Raw genomic sequence first — 18,791 nt, 5'->3', positions numbered from 1 at the left:
GCGCAGCACCCTTACCGGTTTCTCTCAGAAGGACTTAAACAAGGTGGCGCACAAACTGAACACAAGGCCAAGGAAAACACTCGATTTTCAAACGCCAGCTGATATGCTGAATCAACTGTTGCAGTGACCAGTTGAATCCAAGTTAGCTAAATATTGGGGGATTACTGTGTGACAAAGGGTTTGTGCGATAATCACGTTTGCACTGCCCATAGATCAGTGTAAGGCTGCGGTCATCGAGCTTGGTGGTGAGTATGACATCTACGGGGACAATATGGACCATATAACAATAGACGTTAATGTAGATAATCGGCATTAGTTTCAAATAGGAGAAAGTAAAGTACCACCATCCACAACCAACGATGTACCGTTGATAAAGGATCCGGCATCACTGGCTAACAATAATAGAGGACCATCTAATTCATGGTATTTTCCAAGGCGTTGGGGTACAAGCTTTTTAATGTAAGCCTGACCTCGTTCGGATTGAAATTCTTTGTCGTTGATGCCAGTAGCAAAATATCCGGGACAGAGTGCATTGACACGAATACCTGAGCGGGCCAGTTCCAAAGCCATATTTTTAGTGAGTTGTTCAACAGCAACCTTCGACACATTGTAATCTGTTTTCATAATACCGGTGCAACGTGCATAGATGGATGCGGTATTAATAATAACGCCACCGTTGCGGCCTTTCATGCGCAGGGCAGCTTCTCTACCGACTCGCCAGATCCCTTTAAAATTGACATCGATGACCTTTCCCCATTCCTCTTCCTCAAGGTCTAAAAATTTTGTGGGGGTAGAGCTAATACCTGCATTGTTAATCAAAAGATCTAACGGACCGAATTGTCGATCCAGTGTTTCGAATGCACGTGCAACACTGGTTGGGCTGGTCACATCCATGGTAATGGCATGTGCTTTTCCACCAGACTCATGAATTAAGTCGACCACATGATTAAGCTTATCTTGACGCCTTGCCGCTAAAATAACTTCGCAACCGGCCCGGGCGAGTACTTGTGTAAAGTGAGCTCCTAAGCCGCTGGAAGCGCCGGAAACTAGTGCAAGCTTATGGTTCAATGAAAATAAATTATCCATAGAAAATGCTAACCATCAGTGAATAAAAATAATCGGAGTTACACATGGGGCTTTCCATCTTTAACCCTGCTTATAAAGCGCGGAAAAATAATCGGTAATTTCCTGCCTTGCCTGCAAGGGCAAGATATAACCGATATACTGGTCAGGTCTAACAACGATCATGCAGCCATTGTTGCGATCGATACCTCGCATGCGGTAGATGTCACCAACGCCTTTGTGGTCTATACAGAAAATTTTCTCATGATCTTGCAGGCCTAATTTACCAATCTTCGGCTTAAAGAACCCAGGCATTGCTCCATAGTCCAGCCGGTAAAATGTGGTTGGAAAGATCACTCGTATGTCGAAAAGCGCATCGACATTCTCATCAGGACGGCTAAAGCATTGAATAGGCGAATTACTATCTTCTTGTAGCCATTGGGCCAGTTCTGACAGCTCATTGCCTGGCCTGCCATCGTCTCCTTCTTTACCAAAAATATAGATCCGCCAGCGGCCATCAGCGTCTGCACAATGACCCAATTGCATCTGCTTAGCATCGGATAGGCGAACGACGGGTGCAGAGTGAAAGCGACGTCCGATAATCTGACCGGTTGCCAACGCTTGATAAGTTGGTGCTGCCGTTAGATGAGAGCGGGTATAAAGAACGGACAAGCCGCTGGTAAATTCGAGGTTCTCTTTAAATTGGCGAACGATTCTGGGCTCTTCTGTAGAATCCAGTTCGGACTCACCGGGTGGTGCCGACATGGTACGGGCCCACTTGTGATCCATATCGATTAAACGCTGGGCCTCTGCCCGACGCTCTTCAGAATAGGTTGATAAAAGGTTTTGATCAGCGCGTCCCTGCAGGACGTGAGCTAACTTCCAGCCGAGATTAAAACTATCCTGCATCGAAACATTCATCCCCTGACCAGCCTTTGGACTATGGGTATGGCAGGCATCTCCGGCGGTGAAAACTCTGGGCGTTTTATTAGATGAACCTTCTGTTGGAACGTCATCGAACCGATCGGTGATACGATGACCTATTTCATAAATAGACCACCATACGACTTGTTTAATATCCAACGTATAAGGTGCCAGAATACGCTTTGCCCGCGCAATGATATCGTCGATACCCAGATTGAGACTGGATATCCGCGTTTCTTTATCAAGCTTATCCAGCTCAACATACATTCGGAAAAGTACGCCTACTTCCCGCGGGAGTATCAGCACATTCTCCGACGTCGCAGAGGCAATCACACATTTCTGCCGAATATCAGGAAAGTCCGTATTGGCAAGTATATCCATAACTCCCCAGGACTGATGGGCGGCTTCTCCAGTGAGCTGTCCTCCTATCAGGGTGCGAACCTGGGAGCGAGCACCATCACAGCCAACCACGTACTTCGCCTGAATCTGTTTTAATTGGCCCCAGTTAACACCGGTATCTTCTACTGTTATAGAGACGGGAAATTCCGATTGCCCTTCGTATACGCTCAATGACTTAATTGACCAGTTATAGTCGGGCTCTAATCGCGAAGGTGAATGCTTCATAACCTCGAGAAAAAACTGATGCAGGCGGGCTTGATTGATTAAAATATGGGGCATTTCAGAACTATCATCGGCGACGTCCTGGACTCGCCCCATTCGTTTTATGTGGTTTGTATTTTCTGGATCAGGCATCCAGAAATTCGTTTGATTAACCCAATAGCTTTCTCGCTTGACCTTCTCGGCAAAACCAAACGCCTGAAACATCTCCATGGTCCGTGTATTAATACCATCCGCTTTACCTTTTTGTATGTTGCGTGGACTTGTTTCAATAATGAGCGTTTTAATCTCTGGATACTGTGCGAGCTGTGCGGCTAAACAAAGACCCGCAGGTCCTGTACCGACTATCAGAACATCAACGGTAGAGGGTAGGGTTTGATATTCCGCAGAAAATTCACGGCGCTCATTAAGGGCAGGCTTAATGTCGGGATTGCCAGGACGAAAGCCATCAAGATAATATTTCATACTTTTTATCTGAGATTGGATGGATGGGAAAGATCAAATTAAAACCGCATTTCTGGTACCTCGTCTGGAACAATCAAAGGCCCCGCAGTTAACTGTTGAATATCGCTTATGGCGACGCCCGGGGCCCGTTCTTTTAAAATAAAATGGCCATCAGCAATATCAAGCAGGGCTAGATCTGTTAAAACTCGGGTGATACAGCTGACTCCGGTCAGTGGTAACGAGCATTTCGACAGTAATTTGGATTCACCATTTTTTGAAGCATGAGTCATAGTTACAATGATATTACTCGCTCCCGCAACGAGATCCATTGCGCCTCCCATGCCCTTAATAATCTTACCCGGGACGGTATACGATGCGATATTTCCTTCGGCGTCGACTTCGAAAGCACCGAGCACGGTGAGATTGATATGTCCCCCGCGAATCATGGCGAAGGAATCAACGGAGGATACAATCGCTGCGCCCGGTTTTGCTGTGACGCTTTGTTTTCCCGCGTTTACTAAGTCAGCATCGACTTGATCCTCAAATGGAAAGGGGCCAATGCCCAACAAACCATTTTCGGAATGAAACATAACCTCCAATGTTTCAGGGACATAATTTGCGACGAGTGTAGGAATACCGATACCTAAATTCACATAGTCGCCATCTTTGACCTCACGAGCGATCCGCTGGGCCATTTGCTCTCGGGAAAGTGACATAAGGAGTCATCTCTAGTTATAGCGAACGCTACGTTGTTCAATTCGTTTTTCGAAATCACCTTTGATAAGGCGATCGACATAAATACCAGGCGTGTGAATCTGATTAGGATCGAGCTCACCGGGTTCAACAATCTCTTCCACTTCCGCGACAGTAATTTTGGCAGCTGTGGCGGCCATAGGGTTAAAATTCATGGCGGTTTTTCGATAAATAAGATTGCCGAACGTATCAGCCTTCCAGGCTTTAACAATGGCAAAGTCACCTTGGATTGCCTCTTCCAAAATATAGTGACGCCCGTTAAAAACTTTGGTTTCTTTACCCTCACCAACCACGGTTCCATAACCGGTGGCGGTATAAAATGCAGGTATACCTGCGCCACCAGCGCGCATTCGCTCCGCTAACGTTCCTTGGGGACTGAGTTCAATCTGAACTTCCCCGTCGAGTAGCTGTTGTTCGAAAACACGATTTTCTCCCACATAGGAAGAAATCATTTTACGAATCTGATGATGGTGCAAGAGTAACCCCAACCCGAAATCATCAACGCCACAGTTATTTGAAACGATGGTTAAATCGGTGGTGCCTTTGCGAACGATCTCTGCAATTAGATTTTCAGGAATTCCACAAAGCCCAAACCCACCAGCGATCACGGTCATACCGTCTTCCAATCCGTCCATAGCGCATTTATAGCTATCGACAAGTTTATTCAGGCCACCCATTTTGTAATTCCTAATCAGTAATCACGAGATAAAGTTCATCAACCAATACGACAGTTGAGTAGTTTTAAAAAAAGCCTCTTTGATGTCCAATTATCGAAGAGGCTGTATCGCAGAAGATATAAGCGAAAACCTGCATCATTGGTGCGATTGATGTTGAATCTTAATAAAATCGGTGATGTCGAGGATGGCTTGATTTGCCTGACTCAGGCCAATAGCATCTGTGAAAAAACCATGCATGGCGCCGCCAAATTCTTTATAGCGGGTTTTTACTCCACAATCTGCCAGTCGCTCAGCATAGCGCTTGGCTTGGTTTTTTAATAAATCGAATTCAGCACTCAGTACCAGAGCAGGAGGAAGATTGCTATGATCGACGGCGTCCATGGGCGAAACTCTTGGATCTGTCCGACTTTCAGAGTTGGGTGTGTATTGATCGTAAAACCAGAGGATTTCAGGCTTTTTAAGTAACGGAGATTCGAATTCATCCAGATCCGGGCTCGACATGTCCGCTTCCACTGCCGGATATATGAGAATTTGTCCGGCAATATCAATATCGAGTCGGTCACGACAGGCTATGGCGGTTTCCGCCGCAAGGTTACCACCGGAGCTGTCTCCGCAGACAAATAAGAGGCTGCTGTTGGTGGCCAGCTCATCTTTGTGAGAGTTAACCCATTGAATTGCAGTTAATGCATCATCATACGCCGCTGGAAATGGGTGCTCTGGCGCTAACCGATACTCAACGGATACAAATGTAGCTCCAGTCGACTTTGCCAGGCGTCTGACTGCATTATCGTGAGTATCAATTGAACCGATACACCACCCCCCGCCATGGAAGAAAATCACAATATCCGAGGGTTGCTCGCACCCTTTATAGATACGTATGTGAACGTCATCATTAATTTGTACATCGCTTACTTCAGGTAGTGTTGGACCTTTGCCCATCAATGCGGCACCCATGGCAAAGATTTCACGAAATTGCGTAGCAGGCACAGAGCCAATCGGGGGAATATTAGCTTTATCCATTCGATGACGTAACTGCTTCATTTCACGATGAAGCTTCGCACGGATACCCGTTTCAGAGCGCGAATATTCGATATCCGCCTCAGAAGGTGAGAGGGGACTGCCGTCCACTTCAAGGCCCGGCAAGCAACTTACGTTGCGCCAATCTCGTAAGAGACCATAGAAATCCGCCGCGCCGGCAGAGTATTCGAATTCCCAAAGACCTCCCTTAGCTTGCGGGTCACCCTCTCCATTGTAATAACCCGGTGTACAGCTCCCTAGAAATTCGCGACGTTTTTCGCCGCCGGAATTTTTAATGGCCTGATCCCAACCCTTTTCTCCGGCTTCAGATACTTCAACAGTCCTGCCGCCAACGGCCTGAGTACATTTGATAGCGTGAGTAATATGCTGAGCTTGCTCATTTAGGTGCTTGGTAATGTTAATACCCACAGCAGCGTGATTGACGCCGGTCATAAAGAGATTTGGGAAATCTCGAATTTGTATACCATATTGAGTTTTGGGGCCTTGGGCCCACTTTTCTGAGAGGGTTAATCCATTACGACCAGCAATATCATACCCAGCTCGACGGCTGAATGACGTACCTATCTCGAAGCCCGTTGCAAAGATTAAGCAATCAATTTCATATGCCTGGTCACCCACATAAATGGTATTCTCACCAATTCGCGTCAGTCCTTTGCCTTCAGTATCCAGCAAGGTAACATTGGGTAAATTGAAGGTCTGTAAATACTCATCATGAAATCCTGGTCTTTTGCACCATTTTCGGTACCAGCACTTAAGCTTCTCTGCCGCTGCGGGATCTGTCACGACGGCATCTACCCGATCTCGGATTCGTTGCATGGAATAGAAATCTGCCTTTTCCACCAGTGCGTCCAAATCTTCAGGTGAGAACTCTCCGTTGGCCATCATCATGGAAATAATAGCTTCCGCGAGCGTAGCCATATCAGTCCAACCATCGTTGATGAGATCCTCATCCGGTGGAAAACCAAAAATCAAATTATCGAAGTTATCGCACATCTCCTTATGCCATCCAGGTTTTAAATTTTTAAACCATTCTTCATCGGTTTTGGCATTGTTACGCTCGTCAACACTGGTTGGTGTGCGCTGTACCACATAGAGATGTTTCGCGTGCTGACCAAGATGGGGAACACATTGTAATGCCGTAGAACCAGTTCCAATAATCGCGACTCGTTTATCGGAGAGCTTATCCAATCCGCCGTAAAGATCGCCCCCGGTATAGTCATAGTCCCAACGGGAGGTATGGAAGCTGTGGCCTTTAAATTGATCGATGCCAGGAATACCAGGTAAGCGGGGTTTGTCCAGAGGGCCATTACAAACACAGAGATATTTAGCACGCATTTTATCTTTGCGATCGGTGACGACCTCCCATAGTTGGTCGGTACCATTCCAGGCAACGGAAATTACTTCAGTTTGTAAGCAAACATCTTTATCTAGCTGATACTGTTCGGCGATTCGTTTGGTATGTTCGTGGATCTCGTCGCCAAAAGTATATTTGAGAGAGGGCATATATCCGGTTTCTTCAAGCAGCGGTAAATAAATGTAGGATTCAACATCACACTGTACCCCTGGATAACGATTCCAATACCAAGTCCCGCCGAAATCACTGCCTTTTTCAATAATACGTATGTCCTCATAGCCGGCCATACGTAAATGCGCGCCAACGAGTAGCCCTCCAAAGCCACCTCCAATAATGATGATCTCCTTTGTATCAGACAAAGGCACCCGATCAATGGTTTCTTTGATGTAGGGATCATCAGAGAAATAAGAAAATTCACCACTGATTTGGATATATTGATCATTTTTATCTTCGCGGATTCGACGATCGCGCTCATAGTCGTACTTCTTGCGAATAGCTGCTAAATCGAGATTTTTAATGGTGTCAACATCGAATACGTTATTGTTAGACATAATTTACTACCATTTTCTGTGGGTCAATATATGCAATTTAAATCTCATCATTTAATAAATTTATATTGCATGTTTAATTTTCTTTTAACGTGCTGAATATAAAAAAACATCCCATGATTAATTTCTAAATAATAAGATGTCTTTACACGTTCTATCCTGTAGAACCTCTGCCTAACGTCAGCGAGGCGGTCAGCGCAAGACAAAAAAGACCGAAAAACGCTGGGACCAACCCTTCGGATTTACGTGATGTCAATGAGCAATGTGAGGCAAATTTTAACGAACCGATGACAACGTAAGTAATGAATCAGTCGTTCTCTAGCAATAATGCGTTTAATCCCTGTGTGACATCGAGTTGGAATACTCTAGCACTGGCCTGTCAATAGAGCATGACACTATTCGGGACATATTTTTGTCCTATTTGGAAGCGCTTGCTGTAATGCTTAATCGTGCATTTTTGTTAGTCATAACGTCATTTAACTGGCGAACAATCTATAGAGTGAATTACCAAATAGTGCAGAGAGAGCTTCCTAATAGTGCTTAATTAGAATCTCCTTTTTGATACTTTGAAGTTAAGCAATGTCGATAATATAGAAAAGGTCAGCGCTCTTATGGATAAATTCGCCTCAATGGAAGGCAAAGTCGCTCTGGTTACAGGCGCGGCCTCCGGTATTGGTTTAGCCTGTGCTGAGAAACTCGCCTCTGGAGGTGCTAGCGTTCTATTGACCGACATTAACGAGCAGCGGTGTGAGCAAGCCACTGCAGAACTTTCGAATAGAGGCTTTTCTATTGCCTGCTGTAAACAGGATGTGACTCAGGAAGAACATTGGAATCACGCCGTAAACTATTGCTTGAATTGCTTCGACGGGCTTGACGTTCTTGTAAATAATGCCGGTGTATTTTATGGAGGACTACTTGTCGAAAACACCCTTGAAGATGTCCAGCGAGTGCACAACATCAATGTACTTTCCATTTTTCTTGGGATGAAAGCGGCAACACTAGTGATGAAACCCGGCGGTAGAGCAGGGAGAGGAGGATCTATTATTAATCTCTCTTCTGTTGCAGGACTAAAAGGTGTTCCTGGTGAATCGACATACGGGGCAAGCAAGGGCGCCGTTCGACTTTATACCAAGCATGCCGCGATGGAATACGCGGCGTTGGATTATGGTATCCGCGTTAACTCAGTGCATCCTGCCGTAATTGATACCTCGATGGGAAACCAAGTATACGAGGATTTAGTGGCTATTGGACTCGTACAGACGCTCGCTGACGCCCAATCCATGATTGCTAGGATGACACCCATGAAGAGGCCGGGTACGACTAGTGAGGTCGCAGCCATGGTCCGTTTTCTCGCGTCGGATGAATCCAGCTATTGTACCGGCGGTGAATTTACCGTAGACGGTGGCGCAACCTTTGGGTAACGCTGAATTGAATTACTGAGAATAATCCCATTGGAAACTTATAACAAAAGGGCACTAGCATGAATTTACAAGGCAAACGAATTATCGTCACTGGAGCAGCTTCTGGAATCGGTAAAGAGACCTCCAAACTCATCCAACATTTGGGAGGTCGAGTAGTGGGATTCGACCGCAACACACCAGAACAATTTGTTGATGAATTTATCCCTGTTGATCTATCAGACCCTATTTCTATCGATACGGCAATAGCAAGCTTGTCTGGAAAGGTTGATGCTTTGTGTAATATTGCCGGAGTTCCGCCGACGGCACCTGTAACAGCTGTGATGTTAGTAAACTTTATAGGCTTGCGATACTTCACCGAGAAAGTGGTTGAAAAACTTTGCGATAATGCTTCTATTGTTAATCTCGCTTCTTTAGCGGGCGTTGGCTGGCCCCATGCCATTTCCGAAATTAAAACGTTTATAGAAAAAGCCAACTTTGAAAATGTTAAAAATCTTTGTGCAGAGATGAATATAGACAAGGATAGAAGCTATTTCTTTTCTAAAGAGCTGCTAATTGTTTGGACCTTTCTCAATTGGAATACTTGGAAACAAAGGGGTATCCGTATTAATGCAGTCAGTCCTGGTCCAGTAGAAACACCAATTCTAGATGACTTTATCGAAACATTGGGAGAGCGAGCGGAAGAGGATATGAAAATAATGGGTAGAGCCGGAAAACCCGAAGATATTGCCAAAGTAGTAGCATTTCTCTGTAGCGATTTCAGTGTCTGGGTGAATGGAGCAAATCTGGCTTCGGATGGCGGGATGAATGCCCATGTTCTTCAGCAAATCCACAATCTATAACGACGAGCGAGTTTCTCATGTCATTACCCAATGACTCAACTGAGAAAGGCTCCGATAGCTTTTTCTATGTGGTTTGCAGTGGAATAGTCATGGCTTGCGTTATCGTTTTTCTGGCCAACGCGTTGATAGCGCTATTTGTTTACAGCTTCGGCATCACCTTTTACATCGACTGGATTGGTACACTGTTTATGTGTGCAACGCCGATGCAAATTATGTTTGCGATCATTTGGCAAAATAATGAACCAAACATTTTACGTCGCATGGCGCAACCCCAAAAGGGATTATTGATCACAGGACTCTGTTTTATCTGTGGATTTATCGTAATGCAGATCTTTGTCGTTACCGTCGGTCAAGGACAGATTACGCCCATTTTTATCCACTTTATCGTTCTGACCGTATGCATGGTTCCTGTTTTGATGATGTTATTTGCTTGCTGGCCGGTTAACGGCTGGACAAACAAACCGATCCTTGTGGGAATTGGCTGTCTGGTTATTGCTTATCTATTGGCAATGGTGCTTTACGATCGACTTTATCATTACGATTTCCTTGCTGATACGAGCTTCTACGCAAAAGTTTGGCATCCAGAGGGCCTTTTTAACGGTATTGTCGCGCTAACGTTTTGCGTCACTGGGGTTTTCGTTTTACTGGCGTTGGTAACTCTTGACCTATGGCCAGTTTCCACCTTGATGAAAGACGGGCGTCAGCCGATGACGGGTATATTGTCGTTGTTATTAGTGCTCGCTGTTTCCTTCGTTATTCATACCTTGGCAATCCAATATATTGGTATGGAACCTCTTGATTATATGGTACGGATTCCTGTTAGCGGAATGTTCGGAATATTTCTGGTTGAAAATATGATGCAGTTCCGCTTATTCGCGAGCTTTAATCAGCCAATAAAAGGGCTACTTAAACTCTTTGTTTGCGCCATTTTGGCAATGGTAATGTATCAACTCTATCGCTTTTTAGCGCCTTGGATTGCAGGAGTATCCTTACAGGCTGGTCCGAAATCTGGATACGCGCTCGAAATATGGATTGCTACGGCTATGCTAGCAATCACTTTCCCGTTAATTAATGTTTACTGTAGTGCTCTGATGTATTGGCCCTTTTTTCCAAAAGATTAACGGTGGCACAAGATCATATTCCATCAAGTGAATCTTTGAATCACTCACGTAACTAAAAAAATCTGCCAGGACATAGAAATGACGAAACACTATCAATTATTTATCAATGGTAGCTATAGGTCCGCCTCCAGTGAAAGGACAGACGCGTCTATCAATCCGGCTACCGGAGATGTTTTTGCAACCGTAGATCAGGCCAATATCGCTGATGCTCTCTACGCAGTTGATATGGCAGAGGCAGCCTTTCAAAACTGGGCTCAAACGGCTCCGTCGGTTCGCGAAAAAATTCTGCTGCAGGCCGCTGAACTTGTAGAGAAAAAAGCAGAAGCGTTAGTGGACACATTAGTTGATGAATCTGGCTCCACACTATTGAAAGCTCGATTCGAGGTTCATCACAGCGCGTTGTTTTTAAGAGCTATTGCCGGTGAATGTCGAAGAGTCAGTGGTGAGACCTATGTATCTGATTATCCCGGCGTAAAATCCTATTCTATTAGGAAACCTTTAGGGGTTGTGTTGGCAATATCGCCTTTTAATTTTCCGTTGCTGTTAGGCATTCGAAAAATAGCCTGGGCTCTAGCTGCCGGGAATTGCGTTATTTTAAAGCCATCAGAGGTCACTCCAGTGGTTGGCTTGATGCTCGGTGAAATTCTATCTGAATCCGGACTTCCTGATGGTGTTCTTAACGTCATCCCGGCGAACGCCAGTGACTTAGGCGATACCCTAATCGCTGACGAGCGAATTAAAAAGGTGACTTTCACAGGATCAAGTTCCGTTGGCAAACTTATCGCGCAGCAGGCTGCCAAATACCTGAAAAAATTCACCATGGAGCTTGGCGGAAAAAACCCGATCATCATTCTTAACGATGTTAATTTAGAGTATGCGGTTAATACTGCGGTGTTTAGCAATTTTATGCACCAGGGCCAAGTGTGCATGACAGGTTCACGAGTTATTGTAGAATCCGGTATCTATGATGAATTTTGCCATAGGGTGACTGAAAAAGTTAAACGGCTAAAGGTCGGATCCCCCAGAGATCCGGAAGTGGTCATCGGTCCATTGATACGTGCTACCCAGCCGCCTTTTATTCAGTCAGTGGTAGATCAAAGTGTTAACGCGGGCGCTAGATTAATGATCGGGGGAAGCTACGAAGGGAATTACTATCAGCCTACGGTGCTTGCTGACGTAACTACGTCTATGGATATCTTCCATACAGAATGTTTCGGCCCCGTTATGTCTATTGTAAAAGCGGATGATTACCTGCACGCTCTGTCGCTCGCGAATACTTGTGCCTACGGCCTGAGTTCTGCGGTCATGACGAACGATTTGCAAAAGGCTGTCACGCTTTCAGAGCATATAGAGGCTGGTATGGTTCATATTAATGGGCCGACCATACGTGATGAACCCTGTATTCCATTTGGCGGTATGAAGGATAGTGGTTTTGGTCGAGAGGGTGGCCGCTATGCCATGGAAGAATTTACCGAGATTAAATGGATAACCTTGCAAACAGGGTTTCAGCATTATCCTTTTTAAACAGAGTTAGGTTGGACAGTAGTGTAATTTATAGGGCCTTTGGGCCCTTTTTTTCGCCGCTCGGAGTGACTTAGATGACTTGATTTGAGCGGATGGTCTAGAGGGGAGCTGCATGGAACTTAGCAATAAAATTACGTTAGTTACCGGAGGTGCCAGTGGTCTCGGCGCTGCTGTTGTCAAGCGCTTGCAGGAAGAAGGCGCCACAGTGCTGTTCACGGATCTCAATAGCGAACATGGAAATCAATACGCCAGCGCTTGTGGGGCTCGTTTCTATGAGCATAATGTCGCTGACCTCGGACAATGGCAGGGGATCGTCAATGATATTGTTCGTGACTATACGCGGATTGACGTGTTGGTGCATTGCGCCGGGATAGGTGGTGACGTCAGCCACGGTGGCCTAGAGACAACTCAAGCCATGTGGAACCACGTTATGGCCGTTAATTTATCCGGAAGTTTTTGGGCTTGTAAAACGGTTATGCCCGAGATGCTCAAACAGGGCAAAGGTTCGATTGTCCTAATGTCGTCCGTGGCGGCTTATCTGGGGACACCCAATTTATTGGCATATGGTGTCAGTAAGGCAGGCGTTACCCATTTATCTAAATCTATGGCGCTGCTGGGGGCTGAGCAGGGAGCGAAGGTTCGCTGCAACACCATTCATCCAGGTATTATTAATACTCCAATGTTGACAAGCACAATGTCCGAATTTGCTAAATCCGGACATTGCTCAACCGATGAGATCGAAAAGGCTATGTGTGAAGCGGTACCTTTTGGCCATGTAGGTCATCCTGATGATGTGGCAAATATGGTGGTTTTTCTCGCATCAGACAAGTCTTCTTATATAACGGGTGGGGAGTTCAAGGTTGATGGTGGCTGGTCAATTCACGATGAGCGCCCCTAGACGGATGTGTAACCACCATCCACCATATGCACACCGCCGGTAATCGTACGGGTCTCATCGCTCAATAAAAATGCCACCATAGCAGCGACATCCGCTTTGGTAACACAACGACCAATACTGTGCTTATTTTCCAGCTGTGTCCAAGTGTCCGCATCGATGGTGGGCTCCGTTAGCGGTGTTTTAATATAGGAAGGGCAAACCGCATTACAGCGTATGCCATCTCGCCCGTAATCTGCAGCAATTGATTTTGTCAGCCCTATCACACCATGTTTGGAGGCGACATAACCGCAGATATCCCCTTGTCCAACAACTCCGAGAATCGATGCAACATTAACGATTGACCCGTTGCCGGTATTGAGAAGCAGTGGGACTTCTGCCTGAACGCAGTAGAAGACGCCATCTAAGTTAATACTCATTACTCTTCGCCAACTGGCGACCGTATAGTCTGCAACTTTCGCTCTATCTCCACCAATGCCAGCATTATTGACGGCGCCATCTAGCTGTCCGTAATGGCTTTCAATCCCGTGGAAGGTTTCTTTAATACCATCACTGCTGGTGACATCTCCATAAAAGTAAGTAACATTATCATGCTGCTTTTGAATCCGCAGTCCATTTTCCCGATCTACATCAATCAGTGCGACCTGAGCATTTTCATTTATCAGCTTCTTGACGATCTCTTCGCCTATACCGGATGAACCTCCGGTGACTGAGATAACTTTTCCGCTAAGTAACATCCTAATATCCCATGGTTGATGGCAGTAGAGGATTGCGATTGTCCATAATCCCGCAACTGACCGTTAAAAATACTGTGAACTGTTTACTTTGATAGTCTAACGCGTTCAGGATAGTGCTGTATCTGTATCCTCCAAATAGGACATTAGCTGGTTCCCAATAGTGTTACCTTGGACGATAGGGTTTGTTATCTTGCGGGACATAGCGTATGCACAGTCGCGACCCGCCTATCAATAATCACGGGTGAGACGGTGGCGACTGATAGGCCTAAATCTATAAAATATATTCATAAGATATCAAATACTGATCTAGAACTAACCTTCCATTCAAAAAATAATATAGGAGTCTATTTGATGAAGCGTTTTTTTCCAGGGGCTACGCTCAGTCAAAATATGCTTTATCCGTCTGTTGCCAGTTTCGGATTATCATTGCTAAGCGCGTTACCTGCTTTTGGAGATGGTAGCCTTTTACTAGAGGAGGTTGTTGTTACTGCCAATAAACGGCAGGAAAATCTTTCGGATGTTGGTGTTTCAGCAACGGCGTTTTCGGGTGAGGCATTAAGCCAACTGGGTCTGGTCAATACAGAGGATCTTACCAAAGTCACGCCTGCGCTTAATGTAAACTATGCTAACCCTTCCGTTTCTCAGCTCAGTATTCGCGGTGTTTCTCAAAATGATTTTGCCGATCACTTAGAGACGCCGATTGCGGTTTACCATGATGAGGGTTATATCGGTACCAGTGGCGCTACATCCGTTCCACTTTTCGATATTGAACGGGTAGAGGTATTGCGAGGACCGCAGGGGACACTTTTTGGTCGCAATGCGACGGGAGGATTACTTCACTTTATCAGCCGCAAGCCCTCCGATGATCTTAATGGCTATGTGGAAGCGAGCTACGGTCGTTTCAATACGTATAATATACAGGGTGCCTTGGGAGGCCCTATTACCGATGATATTCGTGGTCGTATCGCCTTTACGCGCAATCAAAGTGATGGGCCATATAAAAATATTGTCACTGGCGATAAAGATGTCGGCGACACGAATAACCAAGCGGTACGCGGACAAGTATCTATGGACATTGGTGATTCGACTGTCCTCGATTTTCTAGCCTCCTATGACAATGTTGACCAACATGGTCCTGTCTGGCCTTTTCGCGTGACTCAGCCGGGAACTAATGGGCTTGGTGTAGAAGTTCCGTCCAATCAAACCGCTTTACTGCCCAATATCGTCCTGGGTGGCGAGATCAGTGCGCCCTGTACAGGGTGTAACCTGGTGGGCTATCAGGATTCTGACGGAAATCCCTGGACCGTAGCCTCAAACGTTCCCGGTTATTTTAAACGGGATATCTACAAGGGACAGTTTAAGCTTAGCCATGATTTTGATAGTTTCACCTTCACCGCTATTTCCGATGTTCTGGATGTTGAAAAAGATACGGTTTACGACACGGACATGAGCCCGCAGAGTTATTTTGTCTATGCCGCGACTCAGGATTATTCCCAATTCAGTCAAGAGTTTCGGTTCAATGGTGAGAGCGGCGACCTTAAGTGGGTCACTGGTGTGTACTATTTAACGATGGACGGTTCCTATACCCAACCATTAGATTTGGATTTAGGCGTTTACGTCGGGGCACCACTCTGTGTCGGGGTCGACTGTGATATCACCGAAGACAGCACCATTCACGCGCACTTCGAACCACAATATGATCTTAATGTTGATAGCTATGCGGTGTTTGCCCAAGGAGAATATGCATTATCCAACAATGTCGCAGTGACTTTGGGATTGCGCTATACCGACGACGATAAAGAGTTTGATTACTACTGGAGTGATGTGTATCCCTTCTCTGAAGATACCGCTGCCTTACACTATAGTGATGAAGCTACTTTCGAAAATATCGCGGCAAAATTGCAGGTAGATTGGCGTCCCACTGACCATACACTTATTTTTGCCAGCTACACTCGTGGCCACAAAGGCGGCAACTGGGCAGCACCTGCGTTTCCTCCTATCGATACTGAAGCCTTACCCCATGATCAAGAAGTGCTTATTTCTTACGAAGTGGGAATTAAGACGACACTTCTCGATGGACTTGCGGTACTCAATGCCTCTACTTACTTCTATGACTATTCAGACTATCAAGCGTTTTCTCTACAAGGTTTAGGTCAATCAATTTTTAATAAAGAGGCAGAAGCCTATGGAGGAGAAATAGAACTGCGTATAGCGCCCACAGAGGCACTGGAAATTTCAGCAAATGCAGCGTTAGTTGAAAGTACAGTCAAAGACATTAGCTTGCCCAATGGCGACGTCGTCGATCGCGAGTTGCCTAATTCAGCACCTGTACAGTTGACTGGATTAATTCGCTATCGCTGGGATTTAATGGCGGGGGAATTATCGGCCCAGGCTAGTGGTAAGTACATGGCGGATCATTATTTAACGGTATTAAATGAACCGGCAAATGAGCAAGAAGCCTACACCACAGTGGATTTGCGACTTGCCTGGCTCAATGCCGAGGGCAACATAGAACTCTCCCTGTATGGCAACAATATTACCGATGAGTACTACAAGGTTTGGGCTCTGGACGTTTCCGCTCTTAGCTTGGGTAACAGTGTTCCTGGCGCACGCAAAACCTGGGGAGCCAGGGTTAAATATAACTTTTGATTGTCATCTTCCTTAGAGAAGTTGCTCCAACTGTTAGAGAAGTCCGCAGTTCCTATTCGTGCAATAGCAAGTTCCGAATAGTGCCATACGACACTGGCGCCCTCGTTCACTATTAGCACTGAAGGTATCAAAACCGTTTGCAAGATAGTAGAGCAGTTTTGACCCTAAATTGAACAAGGACTGCATCAGTAAATAGGAAAGTTCAATGGATGGTAAAAAATTAGCCAATAAAGTTGTCATAATTACGGGGGCCGCCAGTGGTATCGGACAAGCGTGTGCATTAAGACTGGCGGAAGAGGGGGCTAATCTGGTACTCGCTGATATCAATCCCTGCGACAAAACTCAAGAATTGATCCTGGAGATGGGGGCCAACGCGATACAAACACGGGTCGATACCACGTCAGACGAGCAGTGCGAGAAAATGATTATTGACGCTGTCAATCATTTCGGGCACATCGACTCAGGTGTATTCTCTGCAGGGATCCTCCATGAACCCGTCTCCATTTTAGATATGGATATGGCTTTGTATCAACGGGTCGTAGACATCAACCTGCATGGTGTGTTGCGATCAGCAAGAGCGTTAGGTAAGCATTTGGTCCGGCAAGGGTCCGGGGGTACTATCGTCAATATCGCTTCTACAGCCGGAAAAATCCCCATCTCGGGTTCCGGTCCTTATTGTATAGCAAAGGCAGGTGTCATTATGCTCACGCAAGTGATGGCCCAAGAGTTAGCTGAGCTGGGCATTCGGGTAAACGCACTGGCACCTGGTTTCACTTCAACCCCAATGTGGAATGTCGAAAAGGGTAGCGAAGAAGACCAGTGGGCGATGGGAATAACACCGATGAAGCGACCAGGAACTCCAAGGGAACAAGCGGAAGCCTGCTTATTTTTAATTAGCGAGGCGAGTAGCTATACAACCGGTCAAACACTGTATTCCGCGGGAGGACAATTTGTCGGTTGAAAGGCTTCTGTAGGTTATTACTTAATTCACGAGACCTGTCCTGATTGAACTTCATGCTGGACATTGTACAGGAGCTTTCAAGCTCCTTTTTTTGGGCTCGAAAAATGGCGTAAAGCTTGGCTGCTCGAATTACTGCGGAATAAGGCAGATGAATATCACTCTAACACAGGCAAGCGTTACATATGACTAGTTACAACTGTTATTGATTGTCTATGATCGAGCTATTGGCGTTCATCAAAAGTTGGCTGGCTCGATATTCTCGTGGTGTAACGTTATAGTGAGACTTAAATTCCCGATTGAAATAGGAAAGACTGTTAAAACCCCAACCGTAGGCGATCTCACCAATACTACGGTGACTGTTAGAGGGTAGCGTCAAGTCAGTAGCGCAACGCTCTAACCGTCGGGCCCTTATCCAGCGAGTAATGGATGTGTCTTCATATTCAAGTAAGGTATTTAGATACCTTACGGAGATGCCGTGAGCCTTAGCAATTTGAGTCGGTGTTAACGACTCAGATGTTAGATTATTATCGACATATAGCTTTATACGTTGTAGTAGCGCCTGCTTACTGGATGAGTGTTCGCCATCCCGTTGAGGATAAGTCGCAGAGACTGCCGCTGCAGTGCTATCTAAAATAGCATCAATGGTATGCCATGTCGGTTCGGAACAATGGCTGGCATCTTCTTGAGACAATATATTAAGGAGTTGCACAACGACCTGTCCCACACCGGTTCGTCCATCCATTGGGCGAGCAATTAAACTGCTTAGACGAGGGATTTTCTGGATCAACTGGGCCCGTGGGATTCTTGCAATCAGATGATCGCAGTCTTCAGTCACGTCTAGTTGATGGGGGAGGGTGCTGTCGTATAGCGTAAAGCACCCTGGTGTCATGGTAACCGTACGACTTGCTTGCTGGAAAATCGCTTTGCCTTTTCGTTGATAGACCACTTCGGCAAATTCATCCGTCGCTCGACTTACGCTGGTTCTTCCGCGCTTTACCGTGTAAGCAGATGTTTCAACTCGCATCAGTTTGAGCCGTTGAAAATCAGAGACTGCGATCATGCCTCGGGACATACTATTGCTACTGCCAGAGGGAATCAGGGTCGTATGTTTATCCAATGGGTGAGTGCAGACTAGCTGATGCCAGAATTCGAAGCGGTCGCCCCTAGGGACATTATTTATCGAGTATTGTTTCAACGTCATGACTTATTTGTTTGTTATTATAGAA

14 protein-coding genes are annotated in these 18,791 nt (G+C 45.8%); 7 read left to right on the top strand and 7 right to left on the bottom strand.

Annotated elements, in window-relative coordinates; all coding sequences use genetic code 11:
* Positions 1-318: 318 nt before the first annotated feature.
* From ACXAFR_RS26760 to ACXAFR_RS26740, 5 genes are all read right to left on the bottom strand, one after another.
* Positions 319-1,086 (bottom strand): SDR family NAD(P)-dependent oxidoreductase, encoded by a 768-nt coding sequence (locus ACXAFR_RS26760; RefSeq protein ID WP_475183089.1) that lies wholly within the window; start codon positions 1,084-1,086, stop codon positions 319-321.
* A gap of 60 nt (positions 1,087-1,146) precedes the next feature.
* Entirely contained in the window at positions 1,147-3,069 is a 1,923-nt protein-coding gene (locus tag ACXAFR_RS26755; RefSeq protein ID WP_475183087.1) for an FAD-dependent monooxygenase, read from the bottom strand.
* 38 nt (positions 3,070-3,107) lie between these two features.
* On the bottom strand, positions 3,108-3,764 hold the full coding sequence (locus ACXAFR_RS26750) for a 3-oxoacid CoA-transferase subunit B (RefSeq protein ID WP_475183085.1): 657 nt from the start codon (positions 3,762-3,764) through the stop codon (positions 3,108-3,110).
* Positions 3,765-3,776: 12 nt separating this feature from the next.
* Entirely contained in the window at positions 3,777-4,478 is a 702-nt protein-coding gene (locus ACXAFR_RS26745; RefSeq protein WP_475183082.1) for a CoA transferase subunit A, read from the bottom strand.
* 135 nt (positions 4,479-4,613) lie between these two features.
* Positions 4,614-7,421: a flavin-containing monooxygenase gene (locus tag ACXAFR_RS26740; protein ID WP_475183079.1), complete on the bottom strand. Its 2,808-nt coding sequence runs from the start codon at positions 7,419-7,421 to the stop codon at positions 4,614-4,616.
* A 608-nt stretch (positions 7,422-8,029) separates the two neighbouring features.
* Here ACXAFR_RS26740 and ACXAFR_RS26735 point away from each other — a divergent pair.
* The 5 genes from ACXAFR_RS26735 (at position 8,030) to ACXAFR_RS26715 (ending at position 13,221) form a co-directional block, all read left to right on the top strand.
* A complete protein-coding gene (locus tag ACXAFR_RS26735) occupies positions 8,030-8,839 on the top strand; it encodes an SDR family NAD(P)-dependent oxidoreductase (RefSeq protein WP_475183077.1) in 810 nt (269 codons plus the stop codon).
* Between the two features lie 59 nt (positions 8,840-8,898).
* Complete coding sequence (locus ACXAFR_RS26730) at positions 8,899-9,678, top strand: coniferyl-alcohol dehydrogenase (RefSeq protein WP_475183074.1); 780 nt, start codon at positions 8,899-8,901, stop codon at positions 9,676-9,678.
* Between the two features lie 17 nt (positions 9,679-9,695).
* On the top strand, positions 9,696-10,799 hold the full coding sequence (locus tag ACXAFR_RS26725; protein WP_475183073.1) for a hypothetical protein: 1,104 nt from the start codon (positions 9,696-9,698) through the stop codon (positions 10,797-10,799).
* 78 nt (positions 10,800-10,877) lie between these two features.
* Complete coding sequence (locus tag ACXAFR_RS26720; RefSeq protein WP_475183072.1) at positions 10,878-12,323, top strand: aldehyde dehydrogenase family protein; 1,446 nt, start codon at positions 10,878-10,880, stop codon at positions 12,321-12,323.
* Positions 12,324-12,435: 112 nt separating this feature from the next.
* Positions 12,436-13,221 (top strand): SDR family NAD(P)-dependent oxidoreductase, encoded by a 786-nt coding sequence (locus ACXAFR_RS26715; protein ID WP_475183070.1) that lies wholly within the window; start codon positions 12,436-12,438, stop codon positions 13,219-13,221.
* Here the strand turns inward: ACXAFR_RS26715 and ACXAFR_RS26710 are convergent.
* Complete coding sequence (locus ACXAFR_RS26710; RefSeq protein WP_475183068.1) at positions 13,218-13,955, bottom strand: SDR family NAD(P)-dependent oxidoreductase; 738 nt, start codon at positions 13,953-13,955, stop codon at positions 13,218-13,220. The genes ACXAFR_RS26715 and ACXAFR_RS26710 overlap by 4 nt on opposite strands.
* Before the next feature lie 351 nt (positions 13,956-14,306).
* Here ACXAFR_RS26710 and ACXAFR_RS26705 point away from each other — a divergent pair, with 351 nt between their 5' ends.
* Entirely contained in the window at positions 14,307-16,604 is a 2,298-nt protein-coding gene (locus tag ACXAFR_RS26705) for a TonB-dependent receptor (protein WP_475183067.1), read from the top strand.
* 205 nt (positions 16,605-16,809) lie between these two features.
* Entirely contained in the window at positions 16,810-17,565 is a 756-nt protein-coding gene (locus ACXAFR_RS26700; RefSeq protein ID WP_475183065.1) for an SDR family NAD(P)-dependent oxidoreductase, read from the top strand.
* A 199-nt stretch (positions 17,566-17,764) separates the two neighbouring features.
* Here ACXAFR_RS26700 and ACXAFR_RS26695 read toward each other — a convergent pair whose 3' ends face one another.
* Positions 17,765-18,766 carry a helix-turn-helix domain-containing protein gene (locus ACXAFR_RS26695; protein WP_475183063.1) on the bottom strand — a complete coding sequence of 334 codons (1,002 nt, stop codon included), beginning with the start codon at positions 18,764-18,766 and terminating at the stop codon, positions 17,765-17,767.
* Positions 18,767-18,791 lie beyond the last annotated feature (25 nt).

The organism is Pseudomaricurvus sp. ABR4_320, from assembly GCF_056159445.1.
This window is presented reverse-complemented; position numbering and strand designations above follow the sequence as displayed.